General features: G+C 55.2%; 13 protein-coding genes. 7 read left to right on the plus strand and 6 right to left on the minus strand.

Annotated elements, in window-relative coordinates; translation table 11 throughout:
• Window positions 1–10 precede the first annotated feature (10 nt).
• From HMY34_RS03370 to HMY34_RS03390, 5 genes are all read left to right on the plus strand, one after another.
• A complete protein-coding gene (locus HMY34_RS03370; protein WP_202717903.1) occupies window positions 11–1249 on the plus strand; it encodes an imelysin family protein in 1239 nt (412 codons plus the stop codon).
• Between the two features lie 129 nt (window positions 1250–1378).
• Window positions 1379–2686, plus strand: coding sequence for a di-heme oxidoreductase family protein (locus HMY34_RS03375; RefSeq protein ID WP_202717904.1), 1308 nt, complete (start codon window positions 1379–1381; stop codon window positions 2684–2686).
• Window positions 2687–2697: 11 nt separating this feature from the next.
• Entirely contained in the window at window positions 2698–3837 is a 1140-nt protein-coding gene (locus HMY34_RS03380; protein WP_202717905.1) for an imelysin family protein, read from the plus strand.
• 3 nt (window positions 3838–3840) lie between these two features.
• Window positions 3841–5010 carry a DUF1513 domain-containing protein gene (locus tag HMY34_RS03385; RefSeq protein WP_202717906.1) on the plus strand — a complete coding sequence of 390 codons (1170 nt, stop codon included), beginning with the start codon at window positions 3841–3843 and terminating at the stop codon, window positions 5008–5010.
• Window positions 5011–5056: 46 nt separating this feature from the next.
• A complete protein-coding gene (locus tag HMY34_RS03390) occupies window positions 5057–5950 on the plus strand; it encodes an LbtU family siderophore porin (RefSeq protein ID WP_202717907.1) in 894 nt (297 codons plus the stop codon).
• Between the two features lie 17 nt (window positions 5951–5967).
• Here HMY34_RS03390 and HMY34_RS20330 read toward each other — a convergent pair whose 3' ends face one another.
• From HMY34_RS20330 to HMY34_RS03415, 6 genes are all read right to left on the minus strand, one after another.
• Complete coding sequence (locus tag HMY34_RS20330) at window positions 5968–6933, minus strand: ABC transporter permease (protein ID WP_323127467.1); 966 nt, start codon at window positions 6931–6933, stop codon at window positions 5968–5970.
• Window positions 6870–7184 (minus strand): ABC transporter permease, encoded by a 315-nt coding sequence (locus HMY34_RS20335; RefSeq protein WP_266096945.1) that lies wholly within the window; start codon window positions 7182–7184, stop codon window positions 6870–6872. Before HMY34_RS20335 ends, HMY34_RS20330 begins: the two co-directional genes overlap by 64 nt.
• Window positions 7184–7882 carry an ABC transporter ATP-binding protein gene (locus tag HMY34_RS03400; RefSeq protein WP_202717908.1) on the minus strand — a complete coding sequence of 233 codons (699 nt, stop codon included), beginning with the start codon at window positions 7880–7882 and terminating at the stop codon, window positions 7184–7186. Before HMY34_RS03400 ends, HMY34_RS20335 begins: the two co-directional genes overlap by 1 nt.
• Window positions 7879–9216 (minus strand): efflux RND transporter periplasmic adaptor subunit, encoded by a 1338-nt coding sequence (locus HMY34_RS03405; RefSeq protein ID WP_202717909.1) that lies wholly within the window; start codon window positions 9214–9216, stop codon window positions 7879–7881. Before HMY34_RS03405 ends, HMY34_RS03400 begins: the two co-directional genes overlap by 4 nt.
• Before the next feature lie 9 nt (window positions 9217–9225).
• A complete protein-coding gene (locus HMY34_RS03410) occupies window positions 9226–10584 on the minus strand; it encodes an efflux transporter outer membrane subunit (protein WP_202717910.1) in 1359 nt (452 codons plus the stop codon).
• A gap of 105 nt (window positions 10585–10689) precedes the next feature.
• Window positions 10690–11154, minus strand: a complete 465-nt coding sequence (locus HMY34_RS03415; protein ID WP_202717911.1) for a hypothetical protein — start codon at window positions 11152–11154, stop codon at window positions 10690–10692.
• A gap of 74 nt (window positions 11155–11228) precedes the next feature.
• On the opposite strand from HMY34_RS03415, the gene HMY34_RS03420 reads away from it, so the two are divergent.
• Together HMY34_RS03420 and HMY34_RS03425 are read left to right on the plus strand one after the other, a co-directional pair.
• The gene (locus HMY34_RS03420) at window positions 11229–11516 is read left to right on the plus strand and encodes a DUF2934 domain-containing protein (RefSeq protein ID WP_202717912.1); all 288 of its coding nucleotides are present in this window, start codon (window positions 11229–11231) and stop codon (window positions 11514–11516) included.
• Between the two features lie 65 nt (window positions 11517–11581).
• Window positions 11582–12268, plus strand: a complete 687-nt coding sequence (locus HMY34_RS03425) for a response regulator transcription factor (protein WP_202717913.1) — start codon at window positions 11582–11584, stop codon at window positions 12266–12268.
• Window positions 12269–12270: the final 2 nt, after the last annotated feature.

A 12270-nucleotide genomic window follows, 5' to 3' on the forward strand; every position in this document is an offset into this window, starting at 1 on the left:
GAGACTACCCATGAAATCCCTTTCCCACATCGTCTCAGCCGCCCTACTCGGTGGCGTATTATGCACCACACCCCTGTTAGTCAGCGCTGAAACCGTTACTGCCAAAGCGGTGATGGAAACCTACGTCAATCTTGCCCATGCCGGTTTTAGTGACGCATTCACCACCGCGAAAGTCTTACAAGAAAAAGTCGATGCCTTCATTGCCAACCCCACCGCCGAAACCCAGCAAGCCGCGAAAGACGCTTGGTTAGCCGCACGTAAACCTTACAGCCAAACCGAAGCCTTCCGCTTTAGCAATAAAAACGTGGATGACTGGGAAGGTCAGGTCAACGCATGGCCGCTTGACGAAGGCTTGATTGATTACGTGAAAGCCGACGCCTACGACCACGAAGAAGGCAACCAGTTTGCCAGCGCCAATATCATAGCGGGCAAAGACCCGATCACAGTGGAATTTCTGAAATCGCTGCATGAAAAAGGTGGCTCCGAAGCTAACGTTGCCACTGGCTACCACGCCATCGAATTCCTGCTGTGGGGACAAGATTTTAACGAAGACCCCAAAGATGCCGGAAAGCGCCCCCACACCGATTACGCAAAAGGTGACACTTGTACCAATGGCAACTGCGAACGCCGCGCCGCCTACCTGAAAGCCGCCACCGATTTACTGGTTGCCGATATGCAACAAATGGCGGATGACTGGGCAGATGGTAAAGCCGGTAACTACCGCAGCGGTTTCCTCGCACTCGATGAAAAAGAAGCGTTGCGCCGCATGTTATTCGGCATGGGCAGCCTAAGCCTTGGCGAACTCGCAGGCGAACGCATGAACGTGGCATTGCTGGCACATTCGCAGGAAGACGAACACTCCTGTTTCAGCGACAACACCCACCACGACATTGCCGAAAATGCACGCAGTATTCAAAACATTTTCAACGGCACATACACCCGCACCGATGGCACAACGGTAACGGGCGCAAGCCTTGCGCAACTGGTTGCCAGCAACGATGCCAAAGCCAGCGAAACCTTGGTCAGCAAACTCACCGATACCCAACAAAAAGCCGAAGCCATTGTGGAAGCGGCGAAAAACGGCGAAAATTTCGATCAGCAAATCAAATCTGACAACAAAGACGGCAATAAACGTATCAAAGCCACGATTGCTGCCTTACGTAGCCAAACCGGTGACATCGAAGCAGCAGCGAAAGCGGTGGGTATCGACAGCCTGAACCCAGAAACCAGCGACTCCTTTGGTGGATAAATGCAAGATTACCCCTCACCCCAACCCCTCTCCCTCAAGGGGAGAGGGGCTAAGAGGTCATCTTTCTTGTTCCCCCTCGCCCCTTGAGGGAGAGGGGGCTAGGGGGTGAGGGGTTCTTAAAGGATAACTATGCAAGCAACTCTAGCCATTACCCTTTGTGTGTTACTGACATCAGGGATAGCCAACAGTAGTTCCCTGAGCGTAGCCGAAGGGACACCGCAACAACACGAAGACTTCGCCATCGGTGGCGCATTCTTCCAACAACCGTGGGTCAGTTCCCCCGCATCCACCACTGCGCGTGATGGGCTGGGGCCGCTGTTCAAAGCCAATAGCTGCATTGCTTGTCATGTGCAGCATGGGCGCGGGCATCCGCCGCTGACGGATACCGAGCCGTTCCTGTCTACACTGGTGAAACTCAGCGTCCCCGCCACCACAACCGAACAATTAGCGGTCGCTAAAACACTGGGCATTGCCCCTGAACCGACTTACGGCGACCATTTGCAAACCCTCGGCATCAAAGGTTTACCGGGTGAAGGCACGCCGCGCTTCACCTATACCGAAGTTCACGGGCAATTCAAAGATGGCGAAACCTACACGCTGTTACAACCGCAGTTGCACATTGATGGGCTGAACTACGGTGCATTGCACCCGGATACGCAATTTTCCGCACGGGTTGCCCCACCACTGTTTGGCTTGGGTTTGTTGGAAAGCATCCCCGATGCGGAAATCCTCGCCAATGCCGATCCTAATGACCACAATGCTGACGGCATTTCCGGCAAGCCTAACCAAGTCTGGGACATTGCCACCCAGCAAACCACACTAGGACGCTTTAGCTGGAAAGCCAATCAACCGAGTATTCTCCAGCAAACGGCGGATGCCTTCCGCAATGATATTGGCATTACCTCCACCCTATTCCCGGAAAAACCCTGTACCGCCGCGCAAACAGATTGCCACGCCCTGCCAGAAGGCGGCAAACCGGAAATCCCCGCTAATTTGCTGGAAAAAGTCGTGTTTCATGTTGCCCACCAACCCGTTCCGCCACGCCGTGATACCGACGATCCGCAAGTCATTCGAGGGCAGAAACTGTTTAATCAGGCGGGTTGTGTCGCCTGCCACACCCCAACGTTTCCAGCCTTGGCAAACCAGCCACACCAACCCTATTCCGACCTATTGCTGCACGATATGGGCGAGGAGCTGGCAGATAAGCGCCCCGACTTTGCGGCATCCGGCAACGAATGGCGCACCCCGCCATTGTGGGGTATCGGTTTAACCGCAAAACTCAGCGGACACACCCGTTTCCTGCATGACGGACGCGCCCGCAACCTGCTGGAAGCGATTCTCTGGCACGGTGGCGAAGCCGAAGCCGCCAAACAACACGTATTGTCGATGCACAAATCCGAACGGGAAGCACTGTTACGTTTCCTCAACTCACTGTAATGAGAACGCTGATGTTTAAACAGATTTTTTGCTGCCTGCTCCTGCTGCCTTCGCTGTTATTTGCAGCCACACCCAACGTCGCCCCCGCCACACCGCTTCCCGATGCCGACAAATTGCTGGCGGCTGTGGTTGATGGCGCAATCATCCCGCTGTATCGCGAATTGCAAGTCACTGCCAACACCTTGGCACAGCGCAGCACGGCGTTTTGCAGCACCCCCACCGCCGAATCCTTCAAGGTATTGCGCGAAGGTTGGGGTGAAACCTTGCTCGCATGGCATCGCACCGACGCGCTCATGTTTGGCCCCGCGATTGCCGATCAGATCGACTTCACCATCAATTTCACGCCACCGAAAAAAATGATCATCAGCCGCTTGCTAACCGATGACATCCCCCTAACCCCCGACATCATCGCGAAAGCCGGAGTAGGCGGGCAAGGCTTAAGTACGCTGGAATTCTTGCTGTTTGATCGTGACAAAAACGATGCCGAACAACTGGCAAGTTTCCAAGGCGATATGGGCAAACGCCGCTGTGATTATGTGCAAGCTGCCAGCACCTTGCTGCATACCCAAGTGCAAACCATCGCGAATGGCTGGCTGCAAGACAGCAACGGTTACGCCAGCGCTTTCCGCGATGCGCACAAGGGCAATGCCACTTTCGCCAGCGCCCGCCAAGCAGTGGATTTGCTGGTGGGCAAGCTGTTTCAGTCCGCCGAAAAGTTTTCCAAAAACCGCATTGGCAACCCCTTGGGCAAAGGCATTGACCTCAATACCGAAGGCAAGCAGGAAGTGTTGAATACCTCCAACGCCTACCAATTGGAAGCTTGGCGCAGCGGCTATTCCATCCAAATCATTCGCGCCAATGTGGAAGGGATGCAACGCATTCTGCGGGAAGGCGGCATATTGCAATGGCTACGCGACCACAACGAACGCGAAGTGGAAAAGTTCGTCGCCGACGCCATGCAGCAACGCCTCGACAATTACCTCAAATTACCGCTGCCCAGTGCTGACCCTTTCGAGCTAATCAAGACGGGTAAAGGTAAAGAACTCGATGGTTATTACTACCTCGGTAACGACATTCAAATGGGAATCCGCCGCCAGCTTGCTAAAGTGCTAGGCGTACAACTCGGTTTCAACGATAACGATGGGGATTAAACAATGAATCGCCGCCAGTTTTTGTTACTTGCCACTGCCGGAACGTTTGGTGCGGCATTAGGGGTCAACACCCTAATGAAACGCGCCGCAGGAACACCTGTTGAAGCAGATACCAACCTCACCCATTTATATTCCGCCAGCGACAACCCACACGGCGGACACTTTCTAACCCGCTTAGACATGGCAAGCGGGCAACTGCAATCCTGCGCTGTCCCCATGCGCGGACACGCCGTATTACCCTTAGCAAACGACACCGCCCTACTGTTCGGACGCCGCCCCGCCTTTGAATGCGCCGTCGTGGAATTCCTCCCCTCTCCCCTTGAGGGACGACGCGAACAGCGGCTGGGTGCGGGGCTGGGGGTGAGGGGTATCCCCGCAACAGCCGGACGACATTTCAACGGTCACGGCTGTTTATCCTCTGCGAGTGATGTATTGTTCACCACCGAAAACGCTTACGATGAAAAACGCGGCGTACTCGGTATCCGCGACAGCCAAACTTTCCAACACCTCGGCGAATACGACACCTACGGACTCGACCCGCACGATGTACAACTCATGCCCGACGGCAAAACCTTGGTCGTAGCCAACGGCGGCATTGAACAGCACCCCGATTTCGGGCGGCGCAAACTCAACCTTGACACCATGCAACCCTCGCTGGTTTATATTGATGCGCAAACCGGCAAAAAAATTGACGAATACCGCCTGCCCGATCACCATTTAAGCATTCGCCACCTGATCGCCACTGCGGATGGCAGTGTCGGTGTCGCGCTGCAATACGAAGGCGATTTATACCGCCAACAACCCGCGTCTTTAGTTGCTTGGCAGTCACACGGCGGTGAGTTGCAATTGCTCGACATTAGCGCCGCTGACGTGGCGCTGTTCAACGGTTACATGGCAGATTTAGCCTATGACCCGCAGCAACAGATTCTGGCAGTATCCTCACCACGCGGCAATCACACCAGTTTTTGGAGTACCCGCGAACGCCGTTTTCTACACGCGCATTCCCTGCCGGAACCCAGCGGCATCGCGTTTTTGCCACAACAGCAGCAATTTTTAGTCTCGGATGCGACCGGCGGCATTCACCGTTTTCCCTCAACCCTTCAACCCGCACCAGCCAGTCTGTTGCACCAGTTCCCCGACAAGCGTTGGGATAACCATCTGGTGATAGCATGATCACAGACAAGCCACTGCTCCTTATCAAAATATTTGGAGTCCTCGCATGAAAAAGACCGTATTAAGCATCCTGATTGGTGCATCCCTAACCAGCCCTACTTTTGCCGAAACGACGCTAAACGGTGTAGTGGAAGTCGAAGCCGGTTTCGTCAGCAATGCTGACGGCGATAGCAGCGACCTCACTCTACCCACCGTCGAACTCGGTATTGATAATCAAATCAATGACAAACTCGACGGACACGTCTTGTTTCTATACGAACAAGGCGAAAACAACGACAATATTGCGCTGGATGAAGCCACCCTCACCTTCAAACCGCGTGAAGGGCTGGATGTCACAGCAGGACGCATGTACGTGCCTTTCGGTAAATTCGACAGCCGTATGGTGTCCGACCCACTGACGTTGGAAATGGCGGAAACACAAGAAGAAGCCGTGCAACTGGGTGTCAGTTCCGGCGATATTTCCGGCTCTGCTTACCTGTTCAAAGATGACGAAGACGGCGGCAACAAAATGGATGATTACGGCGTGACTCTCGATTACAGCACCGACAACCTCAGTGCTGGCGTGAGCTATATTTCTGACGTGAATGATAAAGCAGCGGCAGGGCTAGGTATCCATGCCTCCGCTACTGTCGGCAAAGCCAGCGTGATTGCCGAACACATTCAAGTCGATGCCATCACACTGGAAGATGACAGCAGCGTCGAACCCAGCGCTACCAACCTCGAAGTCGGCTTCGATATGGGCAACGACCGCACCGTAGCACTCGCCTACCAGCAAACCGACGCGGCTGAGTCGCTGGAACTGCCCGAAAAAGCAGCGGGCATTGCTTACCGAATGCCCGTCTACGAAAAAGCCAGTTTCGCCGCTGAATACATGAACAACCAAGCCTACGATGGCAGCAAAGAAGATCTTGTTACCTTGCAAGTGGCTTACGAGTTCTAAGCACCGCAGGCGTTGCCTCACTCGTGGCGCAACGCCTCAATCGGGTCTAGCCGTGCCGCCCGTTTCGCAGGCATATACCCAAACAACACGCCAATCCCTGCTGAAAACACGAACGACAGCAAATTAATGCCCACGTTAAAGGTATACGGCACATTCATCACCTGCGACAAACCGATGGATGCCAGCGTTGCCAACCCAATCCCGACCAAGCCGCCAAGGGAAGCCAGCACCACCGCTTCGATCAAAAATTGCAGCAACACTTCACGCTCCAACGCCCCAATCGCCAGCCGGATACCGATTTCGCGGGTACGTTCGGTCACGGACACCAGCATAATATTCATAATGCCAATCCCACCGACCAGCAAGCTGACCGAAGCCACCGCTGCCAGCAATGTAGTCATCACTTGCGTCGTGCCGGACAAAGCTTCAGCAATCTGGCGGGTATCTTGCACGTTGAAATTGTCGTCCTTGTCATCTCCCAAACGGCGGCGTTCGCGCATCAGGTCGGTCAATTGCTCTTTGACGCTGGTAATGTCGTTTTCGTCCGCGACCGACACTTGGATGCTGGACACATTCTGATTACCCGTCAAACGCCGTTGCACCGCTTTGATCGGCATAATGACGGTATCATCCTGATCACGCCCCATTGACGCTTGCCCTTTGGATACCAGAATGCCGATGATTTCGCAGGAAAAGTTGTTCACCCGCAAACTCTCGCCCACGGGTTGTTGCGTGCCGAATAATTCGCGGCGGATGGTTTCACCGATCAAGCATACCGTTTGCCCCGCTTTTTCTTCTGCCTCGCTGAAAGTGCGCCCCGATGCCAGTTTCCAGCTTCCGGCAATGAAGAAATCGTTGGTCGAACCCGTCACACTGGTTGACCAGTTGTTGGACATGGAAACGACCGTGGCACTCTTACTCACCTCCGGCGCAACGGCTGCAAGCCCCGTAATCTGATTGCGGATGGCTTCGACATCTTCCAGCGAAAACGGGGGTGAACCGCCCCCGCCGCCGCCCCCGGTGGCCCCATCGTGCGTTGCCCGTTACGGATTTGCAGCAAGTTGCTGCCAAGGCTGGATACCTGATTTTTCACCGCTTGGGTTGCGCCATTGCCGAGCGTGACCATTGTAATGACTGCCGATACGCCAATCACGATCCCCAAAATGGTGAGGAAGGAACGCAATAAATTGCGGCGGATTTCGCGCAAGGCGAGTAAAAAGCTGCTCCATAACATCAGGTGATCTCCCGTTTGCGCACGTCGCTGTCGATATTGCCGTCAACAAAGTGGATGATGCGTTTGGCGTATTCCGCCATATCCGGTTCGTGCGTCACCATTAGCACGGTAATGCCTTTGTTTTCGTTCAGGTCGGTGAGCAAGACCATGATTTCATTACTGGTTTTGGTGTCGAGGTTGCCGGTCGGCTCATCCGCCAGCAAAATGGTCGGGTTGGTGACTAACGCCCGCGCAATCGCTACCCGTTGCTGTTGCCCGCCGGACAGTTCTGCCGGAGTATGATGCCCCCAACCCTCCAGACCCACCTGTTGCAACGCGGCTTGGGCAGCGGTATGACGCGCTTCGGTGGATTCGCCCCGATACAACAGCGGCAATTCCACATTTTCCTGTGCGGAAGTCCGTGCCAACAGGTTGAAACCTTGGAACACGAAGCCCAGATAATGCCGCCGTAACAAAGCGCGTTCGTTGCGCGACAATTGTTCCACATGCACATCGCGGAACAAGTATTCGCCGCCGCTGGGGACATCCAAACACCCCAGAATATTCATCGCGGTGGATTTGCCCGAACCACTCGGCCCCATGATGGCGACAAAATCGCCTTGCTCAATGGTCATATTGACCCCATCCAACGCTTTGAAACTCGCCTGCCCCTGACCGTAGATTTTGGTGATACCGCGTAATTCGATTAACGCACTCATGGTGTGCCACCTGTTGTACCGCCTGTGCTTTCGGTAATCACCGCCATTCCTTCTTTCAAGTCGCCGCTAACGATTTCGGTTTGCTTGCCATCGCTAATGCCGGTTTTGACTTCCACCGCCAGGGGCGCGTTATTGTCCAGTACCCAGATTTTTTGCATCCCATCGGGGCTGGCGACGGGTGGCGTACCATTGGGGCGTTTTTTGGCTGTCCCCATACCCGGCGGACGTGGCATCAATTGTGAAATGAAGCTGCTATTGGCGCTCGCCGCAGCAGGTGCAGCAGCCACTACTGGGGTAAAGCGCAGAGCAGTATTCGGCACTAGCAATACATTTTCCCGCGATTCGGTTTTGATGGTAGCGGTGGCGGTCATGCCGGGGCGTAAGGTCAGGTCGGTGTTTTGCACCGCCAGCACGGTGAGGTAGGACACCACATTTTCAGAGGTATTCGCTCCCAGACTGACGCGGGTAATTTCGGCGGGGTATTTGCGCCCCGGCCATGCATCCACGCTGAATTCGGCTTTTTGTCCAGCTTTGACTTGCCCGACATCGGCTTCATCCACGCCGACTTCGACTTCCATTTGTGCCAAATCTTCCGCCAGTGTGAACAAGGTTGGCGCGGACAAAGACGAAGCGACGGTTTGCCCCGGTTCGACGGTGCGGGTTAGCACTACGCCGTTAATCGGTGAGGTGATAATGGCTTTGCCGAGATTGGTTTCGGAGGAACGCAATTCGGCAGTGGCAGAAATCACGGTGGTTTTGGCGACTTCGGCATCGGCTTGGGAACGTTCCAGCGTCGCTTCGGCGGTATCCAACTCAGATTTGGCGGGCAATTTACCGCCGGAGGCGCTGTACAACTCGCGTAAACGGTTGAGCTTGGTACGCGCTTCTTTGACGCTGGCTGCGGATTGTTTGACTTTGGCTTGCGCGGATGCCAGCGACGCTTTGCCTTTGGTAATGGTGTCTTGCAACTGGGTGGTGTTGAGGCTGGCGAGTTTCTGCCCTTTTTTCACTACTTCGTTGGCATCCACCAGTACGTCATCAACTGTGCCGGAGAGTTCCGTGCCAATATCGACTTGATTTTTGGGTTGCAAGTTGCCTGTCGCCGTCACCGTGACGCTGAGGTTGCCGGTTTTGGCGGGGGTGGTTTTGTAGCTGGTTTGGCTCTTGGTTTGGGATGACCCCATGAAGTAATAGCCTGCGCCGCCTGCGATGATCCCCGCGACCAGCAGTGCCAAGAGCCACTTGCCCTTGCTGCCTTGAGATTTCTTTTTACCGCCTGCTGCCAATACCGCTTTGACGGAATCGTTGGTGGTTGAATTGATTGGGTTGCTCATAAGGTTCTCCTACCACGCGCCGCCGATGGCTTTGTAAAGGCTGATCATTGCCTGAGTATTTTCTGCTTGTGCTGCCAACTGGCTTTCTTGGGCGCTCAAGACGCTGCGTTGCGTATCCAGCACATTTTGGAAATCGGCAGTGCCTGCGTCATAGCTGAGTTGCGCCAAGTTTTCGGCACTGCGTGCCAATGCCACGTTTTGCGCCAGTAACGGTTGGCGCTCGCGTAGCGATTGCAGAGTGGAAAAGCTGTTTGCCACGTCCTGCAATGCACCCAGCACGGCTTTTTGGTAACTGGCAACGGCTTGTTCACGGGCGGCATCTTTGGCTTCGACTTGCTGTTTCAGCCTGCCACCGTCAAACAAGGGTGCGCTGATGGAGGCGGCGAGGGAACGGGCGATGCTGCCAGTATCCAGCAAATCCGCCAGACTCAGGCTGCTGAGGCTAAGTGATCCGCCGAGGTTGAAGCTGGGGTAGAGGTTGGCTTTGGCTTCGCCGACCCGCAATCCGGCTGCGGTGACTTTGTATTCGGCAGCGCGGATGTCGGGGCGTTGGCGGATGGCATTGGCGGGAATGTTATTCAGCAATTGCCCGCCAGCGGTCGGAATCGGTTTGGCTGCGGCGAGTCGGGTATTGAGTGCGCCCGGTTCTTTGCCAGTGAGGATGGCGAGGGCGTGTTGCGATTGGGTCACGCTGTTTACCAATGCGGGAATCTGTGCTTGGGTTTGCCCCAAACTCAAGTTGGCTTGATCAGCTTCCAAGCCGCTGGCAAGCCCTGCTTGTTGTTTCAGACCAATCAAGCGCACGGTTTCATCGCGCGAGGCAAGACTTTGGCGCGACACCGCGAGGCGGGCTTGGGCTAGGCGTAGGTTGACGTAGCTGCTGGCAACTTCGGCAGCGAGTGAGGCTTTGACATCTTCCAAACTGGCTTGGGTGGCTTGCAGGTCGGCGGCGGCGGCTTTATCGGCTAAACGATTGCCGCCGAAGATGTCGGCTTCCCAACTGGCATCGAGGTTTGCACCGTAGCTGTCATTGCCACCGCTGCGACGGGCGGATGCGCCGCTGGAGAGGCTGGGTAACAGGCTTGCTCCGGCAATCGCACGTTGCGCACGGGCGGCTCGCAGGCTGGCTTGGGCGGTTTTGATGTCGGGGCTGGCTTGCAGGGCTTCTTGGATCAGCGCAGTCATGAGCGGGTCGTTGAAGGTTTGCCACCATGCGGCTTGGATGGGTTTGCGTGCCAGCGCATTGCTGGGTTGAATTTGAACGGTATTGGGGGGCGTGGGAGTATCGCGAATGCTGGCGGGCGCACACGCGACCGTTGCCATGCAAAGGGCGAGGCTAACCAGCAGGCGTTGCGGAGTCGATGCCATGAACATAATCCTATGAGTGATTTCCATGACAAGAGTGTGGCGCAGGCTGACGTAAAGGTGGGTAAATCGTATGTAAAGATAGGTAAAGATGCTGTATCAGCGCAATCAGGTGGAGAGATACGCCCTAAAACTCTCCGAATTCGTCCCCGCCGCACTGACCACGTAATCGTAACCCTCGCCCCCTGCCAACACTTGCCAAGATTGCAAAGTGATGTTTGGCAGGGCGAACAAATGCAGCAAAAAGTCGGTTTCCACCTGACTATTAACATCGCCACGCCCCCCGTAACCGCTCTCAATTTTGATCAAATCACCTTGGATTTCGACAACGTTGTACACCCAAATATTGCGCGGCTTGTTGTCCGTCAAATTGCTCAAATAGGTAGCCGCATTCGCACTATCCATCAAGGTGTAGGGGCTATCGTCACACAGGCGGTAGCCATCAAGGGTAGTGTTTGCGAGTGCTGCCGCCAATGCTGCAACACTGTCGGGGGTAACGTGCGCCAGCAGCAACCAATCAGACCCATTGCCATTCGCGGCGAGTTGCCAGCACCACGGTTTTACCTTCGTCATTCTTGTTCTCCCTGTACGCTCATCGCGCCGTCAGTATACACTCTGCGCACTATTGACCTGTCAGGAATCGAATCATGTTGTATTGCTACGGCGACTTATGCCCGCTATGCGCCGACTGCTATCGGCATACCCAACCTTCGCCGGGGCGGGACAGATTCGCTGCCCTGCCCTACGATGCCGTCAGTGGAACGTGCGACTATTTCCACAGCAATGAACCGACCGAAGCCCTGATCCGCGAAACTGCGTATTACCTGTGGCAGCGCGAAGGTTGCCCCGACAATTGCGCCGCTACACATTGGGCAGAAGCATACCGGAACTTATGCATCAGCACTGGGCGTGTAAAGCCGTGTAAAGAAATGTAAAACCCCCTGCCCTTGCATTTCAATCACCGTATGATTCAAGGTATGACACCACTCAGAAGACAATCATGAGCAAGCTATTACTGGTTGACGACGACATCGAACTCACCACCATGCTGACCGAATATTTGGAACGCGAAGGTTTCGACATCACTGCCGTGCATAACGGTGACGCAGCGGTGTGCGAAGCCCTCAACGGCGATTACGCGCTGGTGGTGTTGGACGTGATGATGCCCGGCATGAGCGGTATCGAAGCCCTCAGCCGCATCCGCACCCACAGCAAAATGCCGGTACTCATGCTCACCGCCCGTGGCGACGACATCGACCGCATTATCGGCTTAGAACTGGGGGCGGATGATTATGTGCCAAAACCGTGTATGCCGCGTGAATTGGTAGCCCGCATCCGTGCCATCCTACGCCGCACCAGCAGCGACACCACCACCACGAATCACGAACCGCTGCAAACCGGCGCACTCACCCTTTACCCCGAAAAACGCCAAACCCTCTGGCATGGGCAACCGTTAGAACTGACCAGCACCGAATTCAACCTGCTGGAAGTTCTCGCTCGCCAAGCCGGACAACCTGTCAGCAAAGCCGACCTCTCCACCCACGGTTTAGGACGACCGCTGACCCGTTACGACCGCAGCATCGACGTACACATGAGTAGCATCCGTCACAAACTCGGCAATTTGCCGGATGGGCGTTCCTGCATCCAAACCGTGCGCGGCATCGGCTACCAATTGATCGGGGAATAAAC

The organism is Thiothrix subterranea (genome assembly GCF_016772315.1).
Lineage (GTDB): Bacteria > Pseudomonadota > Gammaproteobacteria > Thiotrichales > Thiotrichaceae > Thiothrix > Thiothrix subterranea.